This window comes from Pseudoalteromonas peptidolytica (genome assembly GCF_012641745.1).
In the GTDB taxonomy this organism is placed as follows: Bacteria; Pseudomonadota; Gammaproteobacteria; order Enterobacterales; family Alteromonadaceae; genus Pseudoalteromonas; species Pseudoalteromonas peptidolytica.
In genome coordinates this window covers 107,153-128,281 of sequence record NZ_WEHZ01000015.1, presented here as the reverse complement: position 1 = coordinate 128,281, position 21,129 = coordinate 107,153, and the positions used below count along the sequence as shown (strand labels likewise).

Annotated in this window: 14 protein-coding genes; 1 reads left to right on the top strand and 13 read right to left on the bottom strand. The window is 44.8% G+C overall.

What is annotated here, in order from left to right:
* Nucleotides 1-99: helix-turn-helix domain-containing protein (locus F9Y84_RS22530; protein WP_168756741.1), on the bottom strand; the 99-nt coding region annotated here is incomplete at its 3' end.
* A gap of 165 nt (nucleotides 100-264) precedes the next feature.
* Between F9Y84_RS22530 and F9Y84_RS11695 the strand changes: the two genes are divergently transcribed.
* Complete coding sequence (locus F9Y84_RS11695) at nucleotides 265-897, top strand: hypothetical protein (protein ID WP_147388868.1); 633 nt, start codon at nucleotides 265-267, stop codon at nucleotides 895-897.
* A gap of 50 nt (nucleotides 898-947) precedes the next feature.
* Here the strand turns inward: F9Y84_RS11695 and F9Y84_RS11690 are convergent, their stop codons facing one another.
* From F9Y84_RS11690 to F9Y84_RS11635, 12 genes are all read right to left on the bottom strand, one after another.
* Nucleotides 948-1,598 carry a hypothetical protein gene (locus F9Y84_RS11690; protein ID WP_125251885.1) on the bottom strand — a complete coding sequence of 217 codons (651 nt, stop codon included), beginning with the start codon at nucleotides 1,596-1,598 and terminating at the stop codon, nucleotides 948-950.
* Nucleotides 1,599-1,605: 7 nt separating this feature from the next.
* A complete protein-coding gene (locus F9Y84_RS11685; RefSeq protein WP_147388869.1) occupies nucleotides 1,606-5,571 on the bottom strand; it encodes a hypothetical protein in 3,966 nt (1,321 codons plus the stop codon).
* A 125-nt stretch (nucleotides 5,572-5,696) separates the two neighbouring features.
* Entirely contained in the window at nucleotides 5,697-6,461 is a 765-nt protein-coding gene (locus tag F9Y84_RS11680; RefSeq protein ID WP_125251887.1) for a T4 family baseplate hub assembly chaperone, read from the bottom strand.
* A gap of 287 nt (nucleotides 6,462-6,748) precedes the next feature.
* Nucleotides 6,749-6,976 carry a hypothetical protein gene (locus tag F9Y84_RS11675; protein WP_125251888.1) on the bottom strand — a complete coding sequence of 76 codons (228 nt, stop codon included), beginning with the start codon at nucleotides 6,974-6,976 and terminating at the stop codon, nucleotides 6,749-6,751.
* 88 nt (nucleotides 6,977-7,064) lie between these two features.
* Nucleotides 7,065-7,571 carry a hypothetical protein gene (locus F9Y84_RS11670; protein ID WP_125251889.1) on the bottom strand — a complete coding sequence of 169 codons (507 nt, stop codon included), beginning with the start codon at nucleotides 7,569-7,571 and terminating at the stop codon, nucleotides 7,065-7,067.
* A 141-nt stretch (nucleotides 7,572-7,712) separates the two neighbouring features.
* The gene (locus F9Y84_RS11665; protein WP_125251890.1) at nucleotides 7,713-8,243 is read right to left on the bottom strand and encodes a hypothetical protein; all 531 of its coding nucleotides are present in this window, start codon (nucleotides 8,241-8,243) and stop codon (nucleotides 7,713-7,715) included.
* A gap of 60 nt (nucleotides 8,244-8,303) precedes the next feature.
* Nucleotides 8,304-10,178, bottom strand: coding sequence for a phage tail sheath subtilisin-like domain-containing protein (locus F9Y84_RS11660; RefSeq protein ID WP_128730746.1), 1,875 nt, complete (start codon nucleotides 10,176-10,178; stop codon nucleotides 8,304-8,306).
* A 46-nt stretch (nucleotides 10,179-10,224) separates the two neighbouring features.
* The gene (locus tag F9Y84_RS11655) at nucleotides 10,225-10,410 is read right to left on the bottom strand and encodes a hypothetical protein (protein ID WP_125251892.1); all 186 of its coding nucleotides are present in this window, start codon (nucleotides 10,408-10,410) and stop codon (nucleotides 10,225-10,227) included.
* A 203-nt stretch (nucleotides 10,411-10,613) separates the two neighbouring features.
* The gene (locus tag F9Y84_RS11650; protein ID WP_147388870.1) at nucleotides 10,614-11,300 is read right to left on the bottom strand and encodes a hypothetical protein; all 687 of its coding nucleotides are present in this window, start codon (nucleotides 11,298-11,300) and stop codon (nucleotides 10,614-10,616) included.
* Nucleotides 11,293-11,715 (bottom strand): hypothetical protein, encoded by a 423-nt coding sequence (locus F9Y84_RS11645; RefSeq protein WP_168756761.1) that lies wholly within the window; start codon nucleotides 11,713-11,715, stop codon nucleotides 11,293-11,295. The genes F9Y84_RS11650 and F9Y84_RS11645 overlap by 8 nt, the downstream gene beginning before the upstream one ends.
* 101 nt (nucleotides 11,716-11,816) lie before the next feature.
* Nucleotides 11,817-12,281 carry a hypothetical protein gene (locus tag F9Y84_RS11640; RefSeq protein WP_147388872.1) on the bottom strand — a complete coding sequence of 155 codons (465 nt, stop codon included), beginning with the start codon at nucleotides 12,279-12,281 and terminating at the stop codon, nucleotides 11,817-11,819.
* Nucleotides 12,282-12,363: 82 nt separating this feature from the next.
* Nucleotides 12,364-20,877 carry a hypothetical protein gene (locus F9Y84_RS11635; protein WP_147388873.1) on the bottom strand — a complete coding sequence of 2,838 codons (8,514 nt, stop codon included), beginning with the start codon at nucleotides 20,875-20,877 and terminating at the stop codon, nucleotides 12,364-12,366.
* Nucleotides 20,878-21,129: the final 252 nt, after the last annotated feature.

Here is a 21,129-nt window from a genome sequence, read left to right as displayed (position 1 = left end):
AACACTCAGCCGCTTTCCAATTTCCCGGTAACTAAAACCCTCGCGTAAGTATGCCTCTATCTGGTATCTTTGTCCTTCGATCAACTGCTTGTAACTCATGGTAACTACTCTTGTTTTTTGGCGATTAAAGAGTACCACCAACAGGCAGTTGATCTCTCCTCACCGATTAACCATGAGTGGTGCACTTATTATCTGAATTCGGGAGGCCTAAATAGCTGAATACTGGAACTTATCAGCGCTGTAATAATAAAAGGCAGAAAGTAAGTGAGCCGTAATCACTTATATATACTCGTAGTGGTAGTTGTCTCTGCACTTTTTGCAATGGTTGATAGTGCTACGGTATCAAGAAATGTGTTAATTGGTGTCTTATTAATCGTGACAGTGACCAATTGGCGGAATATAAATATTGCACATATATCTTGTATCTTATTAATCATTACACTCATTGAATATCTAGTGTTCTTTATTTTCTTTAAGTATTGGGTCTATTCGTCATTTTTTGGTAATGCGGTAATTTATATGATCCATTCTATGCTCGACTCTATAGTAATATGGGCGTTGTATAATCGTGACAAAATATCTCGCTATGTGTTGAAAAAGCAGGGATATGCACAAGAATTGAGTTATAAAATCTTTACTGACTCATGTTTAGTTGTTGTATTCGCAGGATTTCTAGTTATAGATGTTGCTGCTTTTTCAGAAAATTTACTACGAAATTTGCACGAGTTTGGGGTAAGCAGGCAAATCGCCGAACCATTTTGGAATGTGTATTTTATTTACGATCTTTATCTGCCCATTAAAAATATACTAAACAGTATCACCATTAGCATCATCGTCTTGTCGGTTTATGCCCTGTATGTTAAACCCCGCCAGCTGCGCGCACAGCAGCAACGTTAAACCACTTATTTTGGTTGCAGTAAGTAACATGCTGCAACCAACTTCTCCCTTTACACTTGTATCATTTCAATGGCTTCATCGGCTGTGAGCAACTTCCATGGCGTTAAAGTGCACGACACTTCGGCATACAACGGGTAACCATTTTGTGTCACCTGTTTGCTGAAAGTGGCGGAGACATCTTCCATTAATAAGTTTTTGGCTTCAAACCAACGGCCTATTTTTAAGCTTATCAGCCCCGAGGCTGAGTCCAGCCCAGTAAATTTGTAGTTGTTAGGTGCACTTAAGAATAAGTCAACGCCCGCAATGGACGCAGCTGGCCCTGATGGGTAAACCGTTTTTAAAAGCGCAGCTACCTTTTGTCTTACATCCATACCATCTTTATATGCGACAATGAGAAAGTTGATTGGAATGGAGGGCGATTCACTTGATAGCCAGTGCTTTCGTGTCGATGCAATAGATGTCATCGACATTTGTGAGGGTGCCATGCCAAATAGGCTTAACGCGCTGTGCGCAGTTCTGGAGATTTCATCGGCAGACTCTAAATGTCCCGGTTGTTTGCCCTCCCATTGTGCGGCGCCCGCAACCGTCACTGCTTCGGTGAGGAAGCCTGTGATTGAGTCGTTTGGGGTCACAATATACAGTTTAGCATCTGGTACTTGTCCAGACTCGAGTGCTTCTAAATCTAGTGTATAGTCGCTCATATAACCTCTAATCGAATAAGATACTGTTCATTATCGCAATCCCATAGTCATCGATGCCAAAACTACTTTGAGCTGGTGTTGAACGACTTGCTGGGCGATTTAATTGCACCGACTTGCGTGATGCAGACACCGGTTTTACAGTACTACTTGCTGGCAATTTCTTCGCAGTGGCCTGTTTGTTGACCACGTGCGAGAGTGTATCTTTGCGCAAAACTTGGTCGTTAAGTGGCTCTGGTATCGATGTTTTGGTATCTATTTGCAGTGATGATGCAAGGTTGGCAACTTCTGTTTGTTCCCTTTTCTCTTTACTTTGCTCGTGTTTGGCTGCTGTGTGAACGCGTGAGCTATGCGTCGGTATGTGTTGCTGTACCATCATCTGACCGGATGCTGGGGTGGTGGCTGCCTGTGTGTGTGGTTGTGTCATCATCGTCAACGGTATTGCGGCGGCTTTGATTAACCGAGTTGACTGTGATTTTGAACTTTTCGTTGTACCCTGAGGGTCGTTGGAAAAAAGCCCTGAAAATAGGTGACTACCAAGATTAACCACCTTAGAGCCAACATCGTACAAAGTGCGCGCGGTATTTCCTTCATCCAGTTGACCAAATGAGATCCCGGACAAAATAGAGCCAGCTGCTGATGCGACTTTCTGACCTGTGCTGGCTTTTTCATTTGCTTGCAGTGCAAAGTTTTCATCTGCACGTTGCCATCCAGCTGCGCCATCTAATAAAGCTAACCCCGCTGTGAGTGCTTGACCTGCTATTGGAACAAATTTAGCTCCTCCAAGTACTGCTCGCCCCAACCCTTTCATTGATGGGAGTCGGCTTGAAATAGACTTACTGGTATGCGATAGAGCCTTACTCGCCGTTGATTTACCTTGGGTTGTTTTCCTGCGTCGGCTTTGCGCTTTTACTTCAGATCCAAGGCGAGGCTTAGCCTCTCTTCTATGCGCTTTTTTATGGCTAGTATCCGGTGCACCGCTGAGTGCGGCCACTCCGCCTGTCGCTAATGATGCTATGCCTGAAACTGCAGCGCTTGCGCCTCTTGATAATGTAGATATAAAGGAGCGACCAGTGCCGAGACGCTTCACTACCGTAGGTCTCGCTTTATTGCTGCGGCCATTCCGTTTGCGATTAGTGCGCTTCTCTCGTTTGCTGGTTTGCTTGTCTAGTAAATTACCTAATAAATTATCCGCTGAGCTATCCTTTGGAAGTATGGTTTTGAACAAGCGTAATGTTTGATTCAGTTCTGACAGCGACTCCTTTTGTTCAGCGAATAACGAAGCGCCCAGATTAAGAAGTCGGCCCGTGATATTGCCTTGTTGACCTTGAATTCGAGTAGAGCGTGGAGCCATGTGACTGGCTGCGTTTATAGCAGTGTCGTGGGTTAATGATGCACCAAACAGGCTGGCGACCTGAGTGATAACTTCATACTTGTTTAGCAAGCCTGTTGTCGTCGCTAATCGAGGTCGTGTGTTGCTGCGCGTTGGTGCTTTGCTGTTACCTGACAATAACCGCAAACTCATCCTCCCTTGTAGGGGAGACTGTTTTGTTGTTGGGCGTTTATCTGGATTGGCTACGTGGGTGACATGTGATGGCAAATACTCAGTTGCTAGTTTGGCTAAAGACTGTGTAGGAGCGGCTGCCCAAGTAGTGCGATTGGCTTTCACCTGACGCGCGCGCTTTTGATGTGCTTGCTTACCTTGAGCTGACGTACGTGCTTGGTTTGCTCTTTGTTGGTTCGTATGGGCAATATTCTGGTGAGCAGCTGAAGTTCGCTTGTCACCTTGAATAACTAGCGTGCTGCCTTTATCAATGGTAATTTGGGCATTGTTCAGGCGCAGTGTTTTGGGTGCTGCAACACTTTTTGTAGAGACAGACGCATTGGGGTTAACGTCGCTCGCAGTGATCCCTCCCAACAGCGCGGTGGTTTTAACGCGACCTTGTGGTGGTGCAATCGTTTTTTGACCTTGGGTAGATTTGGCCGTGTTGCCAGGTGGTTGCCTGGTCGCAAAAAGCTCTGTCACTGACCCCATCACACGCTTAGCCAAGCTTTTGTTTTGTGGCTTGGCAATACGTTTATCCAGTTTGGCAGTCTTAGGGTTACCGCCACTAAACAATGCTTTGAGATCGAGTATATTTGGTAGGTCATCAAGACCGAGTGTACCAAGTGCGACACGTAACCATTCATGCTTGTCAATGTTCAAAATCGACTGCTGCTCTGCGCGCCTATTTGAAGCCTTGCGATTAACCTGGGGTTTATGTCGCGGCTTTGTCGCTTGTCTAGTTGCTGTTACTCGTTGCGTTTGCAGCCGTGCAAAGGCCTCATTTACTGTACCTAGAATATTGAGCTGAGCTAGAGCAGGGGGAGCTATTTGCTCTTGTGGGCGTGGTGAGGTTGATTGTTTAATAAGTGTCTGTAATATCGCCTGCTGTGGCTTTGGTGCATCAACTAGCATTTCTTTATAGCTATTGGTCATACGCCCTTGCGTGATCGGCGTAGTGCTTTTTTGTTGCTGATTAAATGCACTAATCAAAGGCGCACAATCGGACAGCAACTGACGAAGAGAGTGAGTCTCTAAACGCTGTCCCTTGAGTAGCGTGTCTATATTTACAGAGGTAAGCGCGCTCGGCTTTGTTCCGTTTATTTTGGCAATCGCCTGCAACTGCGTGCTGAGGCTACGTAATGCCGCATTGAGTAGCGCGTGTGTTTCCTCTGCGTGCTGTTGAGTGGGCACGGCGGCTTTTGCTGCACTCACGGGGAGCTGTGAGCGACTTTGTATCTCAGAATTTGGTTGTCGAGTGTTTTTGTTTTGGCTGTGGTGTTTGGGCACTGACGGATCAAAGGTGGATTGTGCGGTGCCTACGTCAATGAGCGCAGCTTTTGTTGAAATCACTGTGCTGCTAGTATTGCCCCGCATCATTGCGGTGTCAGTTGGTGCAAGCATAACAGCCGCTTGTGAAGCGCGTTTTGCAACAGTTGCTGTACTGCTATTTGGTGCGACTTGATTAACGTCAGATGACTGTTTTCCTGCACCTTTTTGACTGGTGAAAAGCGCATCAAAATTAACCAGTTCTGGTAAGTCATCAAGCCCAACTGTGCCCAGTGCAACCTTAAATAACTCTTTTTTGTCGATGTTGAACAAGCTTGCCTTGTCTTTTGTGGTGTCTGAGTTATCTTCTTTGTTGTTCAGATCTGAGCTTCGTCTGGCGCTTTTTAATGCCCGAGATTGTTGAGATTGCTTTTGTTGCTTCTCACTCTGCGCTTTTATATGGCTAGCAAGTTCTGTGAGCGTGCCATCCATATGAGTTAATACATTGAGCTGTGCGTGATCAGCAGCGGCATTTTGTGACAATAAATCTAAGGCCGAGTGGCACTGTGCTCGCTGGCTTTGATCTTTGCTTAATTGTAACTGTGCACTATATTGTCTCGCGATATCCTGAACTAAAATTGGATGATCGCTTTGCTGCTTGGCATTAAAAGCCTTGATCATTGGCCCAAGCATTTTCATTGTGGCGCGCAATGCCTCGATTGACAGATCTTGCCCTTGAAGGAGCTTATCTATATTCAGCGCATGGGGAACATTTTGTAGAGACTGTCCTGTGTTATGTTGAGCCGTTTTTAGTTCATCTAGGTTCAGAGCTTGCAATTGGACAGTAAGTCCCCTGACCACGGCATTGATCAAACCGGTCGCTGTATTTTTGGGGAGTGTAGTTAGAGTTGGGTGTGATTGCCCATTGGAGATAGGAGTATTAGCCTGTCTCGTATTGGGGGAGGGGCTTTTGAAGCGAGCAAAAGCTAACTGCAAGCGTTTTGCCAGCAGCGCGAACTCTTGAGGCTGCGCTTGGCGCGGCTCAAAAATGCGAATACCGCTTGGCTGCGTGCTGTTAATAGTTGTGACGTCACCCAAATTAGGGAGGCTTAGCGCATTTGACTGACGTAATTTGTCAATGTGGCGCACAGCGATGTTAGCCATACAAGTCTCCAAAATGTAATGACTCGGTCTACTGGCCCGAGTCTAAGTATTTACGTAATCGTTGTTGTAGCAGCATTGCCATACCGAAATCGAACTTGGCCAGTTCGGTGGGAGACAATATCTGCTTAATTGCCAAACCGAACTCGACTTCCAGTAGTTGGTTCAGATTTGCGAAAGGGATTGATAAGGGCCGCCTCATCGTCTAGAGAAGCTGAAAAAACAATGCCACATTCAGTATTGGCACAAGTTACCGCCATAGGTTTTAAATCGTGATATAAAAACTTGTCGATGTCCTCTAGTGTGGCCGCGTCATCGCCAATGGCATTGTTAAATAAATTATATGCCAACTTGTAATCAAGAGATGACTGCATTGCAGCGATAGCGACTGGGTCTTCATCGGCATTGCGTCGAGTCAACTCTAAATACTGGCCGACCGTGAGGGGTTTAAATTTAACGTCTGTCATGCCACATAAATCAGCGATAACGGGTAATTTAGGTGCCGCTAGGTCTTCAAATTGCAAATTTTCCCAGCCAAATTGATGTTGCACGCTATGTTGACACTGTGGACATTCAACATTCAAATTAAATTCTACGGCATTCATTGTGCTCAAACGACGTAACAAGGCAATGTATAAAAAATCAAAAAATGTGATGTCTTCGCGATCCATTCCTTCTACGCTAATACCATTCAGGATTTTTTCTGTGCTTTTTGCACTAGACATTGTGCCTTGTGCCTGGGAAAACATCTTTACTTCGCCAAATGTATATGGCTTGTAGTGTATTTCTGTTCCAACAGGGTAAGCTAAACCACGAGAGGGCAATTGTGCCACTTTTACCATGGTATCAGGTAGGTTACTTTCTCTGTCTAGTGCTTGTTGTAATTCATTCATCGTATCATTACCTCAGTCTCAGTTTGCCACCATCTATTGGCGACACCTTTTAATCTTCTATTACGATAATCGCGCGTTTGTACTAATTTGTGTCACTACGTGAGCTATTTTTAGGCGGTATATTCGTATCAATAACTCCGCTATCTTGTTGTGCTGTCGCCAAGCTAGCTACATCCATATAGGCAAAGCAAAAATATTGCTACTTAGTTGCTCTAAATAGCAATTTTTGATGCAGTCAGTGTCAGATTTACGCCTTCAAATTGAATATGTAGTAAGGTAAATTGGTATTAAATACTGGTTCTATACTCTACAGCTGGATAGATCCCTTGAATAAGAAAGCCTAACTTAGCAAGTGTTATCGCTTCTTTTTGGGCGATTTCTTTACTCATCATCCAGATAACTTCGCTTCGAGCACCGTTATTGCGACTCTTAAATACCAAGCCGTGATATGCGTATTCATTGGTCGTTTTAAAACGGCCGTGTGGGGTGTCGATCATAAAGCGATATTTACTCATGAGGATCTCCATAACAGGTTGTACACCATCGGGGGGTGCGTCTAATTTAATCAACGTGTGATCAGAGTGTGTGTTTGGCTCTGAACCGTCACTTTTTTGTTTGACTTAAAATACCCAGTACCTTGAAACTTATAGTATTTTCATGGCTGCCGCTTTCACTTGTGCCTGAAAAATTTAAGTCGCCATCAGGTATTACCATGTAAACTGTCTCTTTGGTTGGCTTTCTTTGTGCGTCTAACATTCTTACTTGTAGATAACGAACACATTCATGGGCGGTGCGCACAAATTTACCCTCACCAAAAATATCTTTGTTTACCCAGTCGCTTATCCAGTGCTTTATCGAATGCTCGCTATCATCAATAAAGCTGATATCTACAGTGGTCTCACTGGTACTTTGTGGCACACTGTAAGATGAAAGATAAGCTTCAAAGGTAAAGCTTTGTGTTGTTGCTAAATTTTCGTTGACTGTTGTAGCTGGGAACCAATTCGTGAACTGCCCCGGCCCAGAGTTACTGCGGTCTATGAGCCTGCAGTCCCATAAGTAGTCTTTAGCCCAATCAACATTACGTACTGATTCCATCGAAAAATCAGCCATAGACCAGTCTCCGTATTTACACAACGATTACGTTGTGTATTGTACAATATATTAAAGCAAGTTTTATATTGTACAAAGTTAAAAAAAGGGGGCGCACTCGCCACCCTTTTTGTTGCCACACGAATATTACTTTATGGTTGCTTACTGTACAGAAGCACCAGCGCCCATTTTGAAGTAGTCGTATGATAAAGTTAGGCTCGGGCGCATGATATCTGACGTATCACCACCTAGTTCACCGCCCCAGTCCACGCTTTCTAAATAACAACCAAATAGCTTGTAGGTCCAGATTGGCTCGTCCTGATTATTTAGACGCGTTAGTAGCATATCACATTGATATTCCGCACGTTTCTTTTGTTTACCTATGCCTGTTTCCCACAACGCTTCACGCCAGTTGTGAAGCATATTGTGGATAGTGTTATCGACAGTTTCAGCAAACGTGAGATTGATTGTGTGATCATCATCAACAATACCTGCTTGCTTGATATGGTGACCTCGGATTTGAATATCAATGCTCTGCACGGCGCTTGTTGGCAGTGAGCTTGATAAACATCGTACGTTTAAGTCGTTACGGTCGAATGCAACTGCCGGAGGGGGCGTGAACCAAACATCCCACTTATACAGAACAGCAAAGTCGTCTAAGTTACGGATCTGTTCAATTTGTAAACCAGCCATATTGGCCTCCTTTATTGGTGCAGGGTATGTACCCTACAAAAGTATCAAATGAACTGGCGCTTATGCAGCCAGTAACTGTTCTGCTAGGCTAAAATCTAAACCGGTTGGTAGTACTGCTGTGGTGAATGGAATATATTCAATACTGCGGGTCGGTTTAACAAATAGCCATAAGTTCATGCGGCCAGCGTCAATGTCTTCTGGTGTGTTGTTTGAGTCGTCACAAACGACTTTAAAGTCATATACGCCTCGACGTGCCTTGATGCCATTCATGTATGACGTAACCATGGCACTTGCGATAGCACGTGATGACTCGTCGTTTAATTCAAACAAGAAGTTTTCTAGTGCATCGCGTACCGCCGGTTCTATGGTGATTAACATCATACGAACGTTGATTCTATCGAGTGCACTTGGCATTGAGCTCAGGGTTTTTTGACCCCAGATCAAGATGCCTTTACCTGCTGCAAAGCGCAGCGGATTAATACCAGCGGCGTATAGGCGATCCATTTCGCCTTTATCGTAGCGACGGCGTACATCGAGTACTTTGATCACACCACGGTTAAGGCCAGCTGCTGGGTACCAAGCTTCTTGGTTCATTGCAGTGCGTGATACCGCAAGTGCCGCATAAGCTTCAGGTGAAACAAAGACAGCACGATTGTTGAACTTGTCGAATATCTTAACGTGTGAGCTGTAAATTGCGCCAAATGAGCTGTTTGCATTTAATACAAGGTTACGATAATCAACCACTTCATTCAGGTAGTTGCTGCTTGCTTCAGCGCTGTAAGGCGTTGACAGAAAAGCGAAACAGTCCATACGTTTTTCACATAATGCAAGTAATGCTTTTTGATAACTTGGTACCGCATAGCCGCCATCCATAAACAGCTTGATTGGGTAAGTATCAGAGTTTTCAAACTCTTTTAGCGCTTGCATCATGTGGCCCGCCATGACTGCGCCACCTAAATCACCACCTGCAAAACCAATCGCGTTAAGCACGTGATCAGCCGGCTCTCCTACATAACTTGGGTTTGCGAAACCACGAATGTAGTTAGATTGCTCAAGTACGTTATCCAAAAAGATATTCTTGTTGAATCCATCTACCGCATCTTCACGTAACGCACAGGTAAATGATTCAACTGGGTTGGCGCTATCATCTAGATAGACTTCTAGTACGAATGTATTTGGCGTGGTGGCCACTGGTGAGAATAATGACATCACAATGTCACCTTGACCAGCATCGGTAAACGTTACGTACTCTTCGTCAGCTAATGCTTGTGCAGAGGTTGCCAATCGGATCTTGCCGCTCTCTTCACTTTTGACATAGTAACCGCGATCGCCAGAGATGCCGGTTGGTAGTCTGTCATCTTCCGCTTGCTTTATCACGGCTAAACGCACCACTGAGCCCGTAGACCAAGCCTGCGTAACTGCTAGGCTGCTATCAAGTACTTCAGCATCAGCTTCATCAGTAACAGTATTAAACGCAACTTTTTCTGCTGTACGATAGTTGTGTACTTTTACTGACAGGCGGTTACCCCAAGTGCCTTGATCTGCCGCTGTCAGGATGAATGCTTGTGGTGAAGCTGCTTTGATATCTAAGAAATCTTCGAAGCCATCTGCAATTGGCTTAGACTCTGTTTCAGAACCCATTTCGCCAATCGCGGTTGCTGCGAACTTTGCACCATCACCAAGTACACGACGAATGTACAATTTGTCTGCGCCACCAAGATAAGTCAGTGCAGAGTAGTGTGCGTTGTCAGCACCAATTTTAACCTTACCATCAACCGTGTAACGGTTTAAAAAAGTGTTTTCACTGGTACATAGTTGCGGTTCTAGAGAACCTCTTTCAGCTTGTGGTAATAAGATTGCGGCGTACATGCCGGCTTCTGAACCTACACGCTGAGATAAATTTAATTCTTTAAGAATGACTTGTGCAGATGACATTATGCGTCTCCTTTACTAATTCAATGAAGCTTGCGTATTCAAACGCTTAGCTTACTCGAACGCCTTTTGGCAATGCGCCTAAAGCTTTAGGGTTGATGTTATTGATACGTCCGCGTGGTGGTAGTGTCGTTGCATCACCGTCGTATGAAATAACGACAGGGTGGTTTAGCGTCGAAACTAACGTTGCAAGCTCCGTTGCTGCACTGTCGGTTTTAGATTTACGTGAAGCCATGTTTGCTCCTAATGTGACATTAAAATTAGTCCCAAGTTACCGGTGTAATCTTGGTTTAGGTGTCTCAATGCCTGAATAACAGGCGCTCATCTCACAGTTCATCGTCTCATAGGGTGTAACTTCAGGATAACGAGGAAGTTACGACTTTATTGTACAACAGTGATGGAAGGTTCGTCATCACTGGATTAAAATAATTCGCTAATTTAATCGTTTGCAGGCTGTGCTTTAGACTCGCAAAGAAGGTGGAGATTTACCCCCCCAGAAGCGAAAATATTGGTGATTAACGCCAGAGTTTCATTCTTTGATACAATGAACGGCCCCCTCACAATAACTTCTGCACCAATGGATTTGGTTGCACTGTCACCAACGTCGACAGTAAAGTCTTGTAGGGCTTTCCAAGTAAGTTTGTATTCAATTTGTCCGATATCGGGAATATCAACACTAACTGCACTGATTTCACGCAAGCCCCCTGCCACGCTGTAGAGCATTTCAAAGCGTTCTAATTCTTCCATGGAAGAGGTGATATACATAAACTTAAAAGTCATGTCACCGAATAGCACGGGGTATTTGTCCAGAGCGGTTTGGCACTGATGCGGATTGAGTGGATTTTCAGAGCGATATTTTTTTGCCAGTAATGTGTGACCACTTCGCCCAGCATATATGTCATTATTGTTGATGGTGGAGCGGTTAAATAGCAGCAGTGGCAGCGCGGTTGGGTCTATCACTTGTTTTTTTTGATTCGCTGTGCGAAAGGCGCGCAAACCATCTTGATAGTCAAGTGATGGCGTGAATATCGCGTTGACATTAGGAAGGTAGTTACCTATTTCTTTGAGTAGATAATAGGTTACCAACGAAGGGGTTGCGACGACACGTGTTTGCGGATCAGTCATGAAGTTCCTCCGCCTCAATAGGCAATAACGCGAGCTTGTTCATCAAGCATTGTGTCACTCCCAGTGTGAGGGATTGTTTGACTTTGTAGGAAAATATTTTCCCATCACTACGCTCAAAAGTGAGCTTGTCTCCTGGTTTGATATCTGCTTGCGCGTACACCTCGACTTTTTTAGCACTACCTAAAGCATGTGTGCCCTCAAGTACCCAGCCTCGAGAGGGAGGAATTATTTTTGCGAGAAATTCCTTGATTTCAAAGGGCGAATTGGGTCTTGTTGACATGGGCCCTGCATGGCCACCATAAACACTGGCGATGGCAGACTGGGGGTTAAGCGTCTGAGGTTGCGATGACGCAACTGATACTTGGCGAGATACCTTGACCTCCACACCAAACATATTGATCAAGGTGGGGAACATGGAGGCACTCCACCGACTGATGGCAGATTCAATATTAGGATATAGCATTTACAAGTCTCTTTGCAGTTATCAAACCATATTATTGTACAATAACTGTCATTTTAGGTGAATGGATTACCAACATATAGATGAAATGTGTAACCGTGCCCAGTGTAACCTCTATTTGGTACTATCGGGCGAACAGAAAAGGAGTCCTTGCCCTCGTAGCCACGACCAGGTCGGTAAACAAGTTTATCATACATAGGAAACCAAGGTGCGACTTCGAGGACACCAAATTCCGGAAAGCGCAGTATTTCAAAACTGCAACGATACCTTTGAGAAAAGTCTTTCTCTAATTCTTTTTGGTCAATAAAATGCAGATCATAATATTCACGCTGATAGTCATAGCTCCAATAATCGATGGTGCGGTGTAAGACATCGCTACTGGTAAAGCGGGGATCTTTGGTGTGATCAAAAAAACTAAACCAGGTTTCTTGATTTCTTGCGATATGTGTTTGTTTTGGGCCATGTAAACGCACATAGGCCGGTCTTTTATTGGGCTCTACATTGGCATATGCTGTGATCATACTTTTCCCTTTTGTGTAATGTTGGCGCATGGGCTGTGCTCAGTGACAGTAGCCATACGCCGATCATGGTTGGGTGTGCCTGTTATAGGCTACCCCATACAATATAATTGTATTGTGTATCCGACGGTGAATAGGCGCGCCACATCCAAGAGCCGTCTTTAGGGTGGCGATAAAGGATAGGCTCTACGACCATGTTCCTGACAGCATCAAGCATTGCTGCACGGGGAGAATACGCACCTTGCGCAGTTCCGGCTTGCACTTTTGCAATGAGCTCTTCTCGGTAATCTGTGCGTAAATCCCGTAACCATTGCATCAGATCAATAGCGACAATACCAGCTTTGTAACGGCGGTAATCATCACTGCGGTAATTCAGTGGTAAATTGAGTTCTACTCGATCATGGAATGGTTTTGTCTGTAAAGCAGAATGATCGATGCTATCGAGTATAGATGTCATATCCACCGCGAAGTTAGCACCGAGTTGCCTTTGTGTTGAGTGTGTTTGATGATAAAAATCAATTACCTCTGGCAAGTTTTGAGTCATGAAACGATATTGTCGTTGGTGGTTGGCTACCTGCTCTTTGTTCATCCGATAGTGCATATATGCACGGGGATCAGAGGCAAGGTATTGTTCAAATGCAGCGCCTATAGCCATGACGAGGTTAGGGTATTCCACATATTGTGCGATGATTGGGCTTGCAGCGTCGAGCGGAGACTGTAACTGGTTATAGGCAGACTCCAATTGCGCTGTGTTGACACCCAACTGGGTGAGGGTGTTCATCAGCTTAGCTGCACCGAGCATTTGTTGGTCGTATATGCGCTCAACGTCCACTTCATTGAGCTCGCTTTGTCTAAGTAGAGCTAACCTCTCGGCTAATCCTTGACGTGACTGCGCCATTAGTGTGTGAATGGTAGAAGCGGAAAGACCTGCCTGTGCAAGTGCATGTTGTGCGACGTTGTCAATGTGATTAGCCTGGATCAAGGCATTTAACAAGGTACTTTCACTTAGTAGGTCTTGACGATAATGTTGTCGCACACTAGGTGGGAGCACCATGGCCTGAGCTAAGCGGTTTAACAAGTGGCCTCGCGTCTTAAGTGACTGCTTAAAGCTTTTATCTGTGAGCCAGCTCCCTTCTAAGATCTCGATAATTTCTTTGTGCAGCTTGGTACTGATTGTGGGCGCTGTTTGTTTCATTTGCCAGTGATCGATAGCAACTGCTGTGAGTTCAGCCGTGTACTGCATTAAGCTCTGTATGTAGCTATCTGGCGACAATCGAGTGTAATCTAACTTGTCTGCATGCGCGTATAGAGAGTCCCGTAATATGGTATTAATTTTGAGTGCATAATGGCTTACGGTACTTGCTTTTAGCCTGTCCATTTCCTGGATCTTGATTGGTATTGGCGCGCAAAACGTACGCTTACCTAAATCAACTGTGCCGTATAGGTCAAAACCCTTTGCATGACGCATGGCTACAAATATGCTGTCAGGCATGCTTTGTTTTAATAATTTATAAGGTGATTGTACTACCTTACCTAACGGCACATCACTTGGGGTAACGAGCTGATAAGTGAGCTCGGTTGAGCGCATCATGCTGTGTGCTTTCGCCAAGCTAATAGACTGCTTAGTAGTATGAACGTCGGTGACGCGTAATGTTAGCAAGCGCGTAACGTTGTAGCTCAAAGTGGTGACTTTTAGATTCACTAATGCAGGGATGTTTGCTGAGGTCTTTAGCGCCTCGAGCTTTTCCCATTGTATTGTCCTTGTGAGCGGGTTGGTCAGTGTTTCTTTAATGACGACATGCTTAACTGCCGGTTGGTCGCCACTATGCTTGATAGAGCGTGTTGTTCCCGTGCCGATTGTTTGCCATGCACGCGTCGTTGTATCGTGTGCAAATATGATGTCGCTACAACGTGAAGCCCGATATGCCGTGGTGAAGCTGTGCGTGCTCAATGGCGTGGCTAGTTTGTAGAGAAGGCGAGTGGTGCTATTAGATAAGTGCGTATTGATCCATTTATCTACTGTCAGTTTACCTATCCCCTGACTAGTTTGGCGCCAAGCAATGTTATCGCTGTTATAGGCTTGAGCATGAGTGCTAGCGCGTAGCCAACTTGGGGCACCAATAAGCAGTCTCGTATTCGTTACCGCTTGGCTAAATAGGCGTTCTATGTGTTCATGCCCTAATCGATTTTGTACATAACGCATGTTTAGTCGGCTGTAACCGAACGAGAATTGCTCTGCTCTGCGACGTATTGTTCGGCTGACTGTTTTTTTCGCCTGCGATAGCTGCTTGAAATCATTCACGAATAATTGCAGATCTGCAGAAAATGGTGCGTAATTACGCTCATAATTGAGACCTACACTGCCAGCACTTCGCTTGTCACGGACGACTTGCTGCGTGTGTTCTAATCCAAGGGCGTATAATCCGGCATCTTTTTGAGTGCTTAGCACCGCGGTATCTTGCTTTGGCAGTTCTTGAATATACTGTTGTTGTGACAAGTGCAGGCCAGGGGAAAACGGCCCAAAATCTTGAAGGAAATCGGGTAATCCATGAGGAAATATATAACGCGGTTTAGGCATCCAGTACTGAGGCTTTTGAGAAAGTAGCACACGCTTGCCAGCTTCGCGATAAATAGCCACACGTTGCAATAGGCGCGTGGTTTTATTAATGAGGGGCTTAAAATTAAGCATATTGAAGCGTTTTGACCACGGCTGATATAGTAGATAAGCAGCAACTTCTAGTTGATTGTGTTGGCAATAACCCGATTCCACCTGCCATTTAATCGTTTCCGGCAGGTGCACTTTGGTTCCAGCTTGTTTAATTAGGTGTGCTTTTTTGAAGACATAATGATTTCTTACCCAAGTGCCTGGTATAAACTTCAGCTGCATATGTTGATTCAACGAATCAACATACATGCGGCCTGACATTTCAATTGCGCTGGACGCGTGCTTCGACAAGGCTTTATTTTGTATCAGCAAAGTGTTTGGTAAATGCTTGCCTAGTATCGATTTGATCGGATGTATTTTAAATGATTCTTGCAAAGAAAAATTGATCAGCTTAAGCGCATCTGCTTGCATCCCTGCGGTGATAGAAAAAACTGCTTTTGGTAAAGTGATCAGCGGTTGAATAACCTCATATATTGCATTGACTAATTTAATTTCTTGCGTCGATGCTATGCTGTTGGTTTGCTTAACAGCAAGCTGTTGCTGCCAGTTCTTAATTACTTCTACTGCGTGGAGCAAATGAGTGGGCCGGTGTGTTTGGCCATTGGCACGGATCAAGTAATGGGCGTAGTTGAGTACGCTTGCTTCAACCATCTTGACAATGAGCTTGGCGCTAGATTGATGTAAAAATTGTGTCTGTTGGCCCGTGTGTGACAACGCGGCGAGCGCTTTGTTATACACGATACTTAGATATTGCTGTGCTTGATATAAACGTTCATACTTCACCGCATCAGAGCACAAAATAGCCATATTTTTGTTAATTTTAGATTGTATGGCAGAAAGTGTTTCTGATTCCAAAGACGCGTATTTTGAATACCGGCCTAGGCCTTGTACAAATTTATTTAAAGTTGTGACTGTGACGATGAGCAGCTCAAGCGCATTATTACTATTGAGACTTTTAAAAGCCACATTGACCTCTTGAGCTAGGGTTTTATCTATGGCTGTGTATATTTTATCACTGAGTCTGTGTACTTCGCTTAACCAGCGAGACGGAGCCGCGTTGAGCATATTTATGGATAAGTTTTGCCACGGCGTCGCGTTAACTTGATTATTCAGCTTAAATTGAAAGCTCGGTGACTGAATATAGTATCCGTCGTTAATTGCTACGTCACGGTAGATAATGCGTGCAGTGAACTGCTGTTCTATCCATTGTTTAAAGACCCCGCGTACTATTTTTACGCTGGTCTGTATACTGGAAATACCCGTTTTCATTACGAGTGGTATATGCTGTTGAGCAAAGGTTGGTTGCTGATTGTCAGCAGCCTCTAAGCGTGAACACCAAAATCGTATGCTCTCATTCGCTGTGCTTCTAATGTTTAGAGGCCTTGCATTGTCAGCGGCGCGTACGCCCAATATTTTACCTGTGATCAGCCAAGGTAGCTGAGATCTACCTGTGAAGCCGCTAGATTGATAGGCATGCCCCTGTTGGTTATTTAAAAAGTTCACCGAAAACAGGGTAATATTGTGCTCTCTTTGCGGTGTACTTTGAATGAGCTCTCCAAGTGTGAGACCAAGTTTGGAGAAGCGGTAGTTCATCATATCGCTTATGGCATGTGAATAGGTAGGTGACTCAGCCGTTAGTACGGACACGGGAATATGTTTGATTTGTTTTGCCATCCAATACGATGCTTGTTCATGCACCCGTGATTGCCAGCTCTTTGCTGTACTAGACAAGCTTTGCAGTGCACGGAGTGTCGTGCGGTATTGAGCCACGTTATACTGTATTTCAGATAGGATATTTTCGCCGCCACTAAACGCACTGTCAGGCGACATGGTAATATTATTAGTCCACAAAGGGCCGCTAGCAATAGACTTAGCAATTACGTTGATCGGTTTACCGGTTGTAGCCTTTTTTAAATAGCGCGGCGCATTGACCTGAATTTTAGAGACGACGGTCGTCGTGTAGCCAATATTGTGTCTATCTGAACTTACTCTGGTGTAGCGATAAAGTTGATAAACAGGTGCGCCAAGAGATTGCCTGAACTGATCTTGCATCTGCGTAAAGGTCAACTTTTGATAATCGGCCGTTTGTTTGAGCAAAATACGCAACGCTATGGTTTGAATGGCATGTTGCGTATTATAAACGGCAGAGCCGATATCATCAGAGTAGGCATTACTGACACCGGTAGTAAAAATGGCTTTGGCGAGCGTTGCTAATGATGATTGTGGTTCAACGGCAAACTCTGCTTTTTGCGGCTGATTTTCATTTAAGAATGACGCAATGAAATATTTGATCACATCGGCGACTTGAGCACTTTGTTGCGAGGCTGTTTGTTTAAGCAGTTGAGCGACAAACTTGTTGAGTTTATCCGCAACAGCGTGGGTGTCCGAGGTGTGAGAAGATGACAGCACACCTTTGATAAATTGGATCCTGCTGCCACTTTCTTTTCCTATCCAATTTGACAACACATCGTAAATTGCGCGACCAAGTAAATACTGCTGACCGCTCAAATGATAATTGATGATTGCGGGTGTTGAGGTATCCTGTCCATTCGCTTTATCGTAGTTAATATTACCCACTAAAGTTTGGGGTTGTGCCGTGTTGGCTTGCGAAGTTCCCGCTTCTAACTGTTTAGTGTGTGCGGCTGTGGAGGGCACGTCTGGTGCTTCACTTTTAGACATACTCACTAAGTGTGCATTCATAGCATCAGCAAGTGGACCAGAATGTGCACCGGTCGCTGAGTACTCCATTTTATAGCCAGATGGGTGCAGTGCTAACCAACTAATTGCATACTGAATTGCCTCATATAAACGCTGGATGCGAGTACTCGACTCCATGATAAAGCTGAGAGTTTGTGCAACGTTTACGCGTTGGTTTGGTTGGCTTAGTAATGCGATTAATTGGTCATTACTGGCTGATTTTAATCCACCAATAATACTGAAATTCATCATCTCAGGTTTTGAGGCATGATAGCTTTGTATTGGGTAGCTCGTCATAAAATTAGTGCCTAAATTGCTCTGACAGAGCAATCTTAATTTTACTGAGCCACACAAGCGCAGGCTTTGTTGCTTTGTTCTATGTGCGGTTAAATCTGTACCTAAGGATGCACTTAACTGCTTTAGCTCAAGTGCATTGATATTGTCCGCGCTTAATGTTCGCTGCCCCTCTACGGGTTGGGCTTTCCAGCTATCAACAGCATGCTGAATAGCCCAAATACTTCGCCTAAAGCGCCTTGCCTCTGCAGGTTGTCTAAAAGGTAACTTCGCTGCCCAAGAATAAATTTGGCTAGCAACTAGGTAGTGCTTAAGTTGACGTGTGGATCCGGCGAGCACCTCATCCACTGTGAGTGCACTTTGTGATGTTGCGCGCCGAGACTCGGTTTGCCCAACTCCTTTGGTACTTTGCAATGTGAGGGAAGTTAGTGTGTCATAGGCGACGGTGGCATTAACCTTAGTGTTGGCTTGATACAGCTCATTATCATAACCTAGCACGCCACTGTGGTTGTACATACTGATACCGTCAACCTCTTGGGTGCCAAAAAGCGGTAACTTTACGCGTACAGGCTGCATGCCGTTGCTGACTCTTGGTCTGATCCCTTCATGCCATGAGAACGCTCTTGTTTGTGGCGAGCCACTCGCTTGTGAAGGGTAGCCCACTCCTTGCGTTTTATCACTTGCCAACGAAATAGGGTTGCTAAATACAGACCAAGTATAACGCTTGCCAATTTTTTTAGAGGCAAATCGTCGCAGTCCTAAGTAACGCTGAATACCGCCCAGTGCCAGTCGATAGTGCCAATCTTTAGTGTAGGTTGAACTGACGTTGAACGAAGAACGCATATGAGGACTAAATACGCGTTGCTGTGACGTGGCATTGGTACTAACAAAGCCAGAGGCACTAAGAACGTTTTCGTGTAATTGCCTAGACCCTTCACTCATCATGTCTATTTTAGGACCATGGTGGGCATTCGTAGAGTAGAGACGACCTCGGTTAACGTCGTTAACGCGACTGAGCCAAGTTTGTAAATGAAACTTGGCTGTTGCCCATTGCTTTTGTGTGGGGCTTATTTTATATCGCGCATACCCGTGCTGAGAGTTCGCTGATGTGCGCCGTAAAATATAATGTGCGTTTTGCCATCGCACTGTTAGTTGTTCCGCCAAAGTATAAGCGTGTGTATGAGTACCCATACTCCTACTCTGGCCATCGTTAGCATATGTTTTGTGTGCGCAGGTATGAGCACTCACACATTGAGAGTCTGATGTTAAGTCTATTGAATCTTGGCTTGATGACAGTGATGGTACAAATTTTTGAGATCTTGCTCTATGTAGATCCCAAAAACCAACGCTAAGTAGCGCGTGTTGGGTACTATTAAGTTGAAACCCTTGTATGAGTGGTGTTGTATTGGTATCGGTTGTAGTAGCAAAAACACGAAATTGAACGCCTTTGAGTTGCGCACCAGAGGGCGTAGTTGGTAAATTTGCTGACCAATCACTGTACTGAATATGGGCGTATTCTTCGTTGGAGTAGCTTACTCGAAATTCAAAAGTGACTGATGTGTTGCTTGGAGTTGTACCGCTTAGAAGTACCTCAGCGCCTTCGACTAAGGTTAGTGCAGATAAAGGATAAATTTCTGACACATACTTACCAACATAATAGCCTTCGGTATAGACTGGATTTTTAAGCGTTAATAACCCTCGTGCTGGCAACCACTGCATTCCCGTGAACTCACCTTGGGATAAATCAACATAGCGTTCAGAGGATGCGAATGGCTCGTATACTTTGATGCTAACACGGTGGTGAAGCCCTGAGTGTTTGCTGAATTTGTGGCTGATAGCCAGTTGCTGATCGGTGATCCATGCGGCGCTTGTTAGCCTGCGTGACCCCGCTTCGTCTATAACAAGTTCTCCGCCATCGGTGAGCACAAGCAGTGGGTCGCCATCGCCACGTAACGAAAAATATTCGCTGGTATAAAACTCATCCTCTTGGCAGTGTCGCTGAGCGCTTAAGTTAAAATAGTCAGCTTTCTCTTGCAAGTTAACGAGCAGCTCAGGTTGATTGTTGGGTAGTGCTCCGGCTTCCTTTTCAATATGTTGTACAATTGAGGTCACTTCTTCATTACCAGGCTCTTGAATATCAAGGAGTGAAACAATATAGTCACCGTGGTGACGTCGATGCCAAGCCGTTTTGGTAGTGATGATTGGATCGGTACATATATTGACTGAGCCATAGGCGGGTAAAGGTGTAATGTCAGCATCAATCAAATCCAATACCAGGGCATCACCAGAATGCACTTCAGTAAATACCAGCAAGGAAGTGTGCCCACCAACATGCTGCACGCTGGTAGGCAAAGGTACATTTTGTACTTCCAGCCCTTCGAAAGAAACAAAGTATAATGTGGTCGCACTGACCGCTGCGACCGACTGTGCTTGAGGTAACCACACTAAATGGCGAATACCGGGTAACCCGGGTACGCTGCGATAGGGAACTAGCTCGAGTAGCCCTTCTTCTCGCGATAAAACCTGTTGAATTTCTATATGGAACATATCTGGACCAACTAGCCAAATAAGACCATCTGCCCAAATGATGTCGGTTACATTGTCGTGTAAGTTTACTGTTTGCAGGTGGATAAGGTTCGGGCTGAAAATATGCAGTTTGCCGTCTGCACTGAGTACTAATACGCGCTCGCTCCCAGCGATAACACCGCTAACCACGCGAGTTGGTGAGGCTACTTCGGCAACATACACCATATCATGGTTGATTGGCGTGACGGCAACGACGTAATTCTCATTAAAGTTTGCCAGATACAATAACCCTTTATTATCGGGTATAACGCTGGGTACTCTTTGTTCCGACTTAACACTGAACCATTCTCTTTTGTCCGCTAGCGCATTGATAAATGCACGGTATTTCGCATTTTTTATGGTATTTATTACACTCACGAGGCACCCTCATACTAGTCTCATTTGGCATCGCCTTAATATAAGGATTGTACCGCGATTGTTGAAATGAAGCAGTAGTGAGATTGAAATATTGTACAATAAATTAATGGGGACGGTGAGTTAGCCGTTTGAAAAGGAAGAAGGGCTGTTTCTCAGGCGATCCAAACCTAAGTTATTATATAAATAAATATACGCAAACTCTGCGAGAAACAGCAAAAAGAAGGGCATTGCACCCTTCAAACAAGTGCTCGA

Bases quoted from the DNA above. Each gene is read 5' to 3' on its own strand.
- F9Y84_RS11690 (WP_125251885.1), bottom strand. From the start codon at position 1,598: ATGAGCGACTATACACTAGATTTAGAAGCACTCGAGTCTGGACAAGTA.
- F9Y84_RS11685 (WP_147388869.1), bottom strand. From the start codon at position 5,571: ATGGCTAACATCGCTGTGCGCCACATTGACAAATTACGTCAGTCAAAT.
- F9Y84_RS11680 (WP_125251887.1), bottom strand. From the start codon at position 6,461: ATGAATGAATTACAACAAGCACTAGACAGAGAAAGTAACCTACCTGAT.
- F9Y84_RS11675 (WP_125251888.1), bottom strand. From the start codon at position 6,976: ATGAGTAAATATCGCTTTATGATCGACACCCCACACGGCCGTTTTAAA.
- F9Y84_RS11670 (WP_125251889.1), bottom strand. From the start codon at position 7,571: ATGGCTGATTTTTCGATGGAATCAGTACGTAATGTTGATTGGGCTAAA.
- F9Y84_RS11665 (WP_125251890.1), bottom strand. From the start codon at position 8,243: ATGGCTGGTTTACAAATTGAACAGATCCGTAACTTAGACGACTTTGCT.
- F9Y84_RS11660 (WP_128730746.1), bottom strand. From the start codon at position 10,178: ATGTCATCTGCACAAGTCATTCTTAAAGAATTAAATTTATCTCAGCGT.
- F9Y84_RS11655 (WP_125251892.1), bottom strand. From the start codon at position 10,410: ATGGCTTCACGTAAATCTAAAACCGACAGTGCAGCAACGGAGCTTGCA.
- F9Y84_RS11650 (WP_147388870.1), bottom strand. From the start codon at position 11,300: ATGACTGATCCGCAAACACGTGTCGTCGCAACCCCTTCGTTGGTAACC.
- F9Y84_RS11645 (WP_168756761.1), bottom strand. From the start codon at position 11,715: ATGTTCCCCACCTTGATCAATATGTTTGGTGTGGAGGTCAAGGTATCT.
- F9Y84_RS11640 (WP_147388872.1), bottom strand. From the start codon at position 12,281: ATGATCACAGCATATGCCAATGTAGAGCCCAATAAAAGACCGGCCTAT.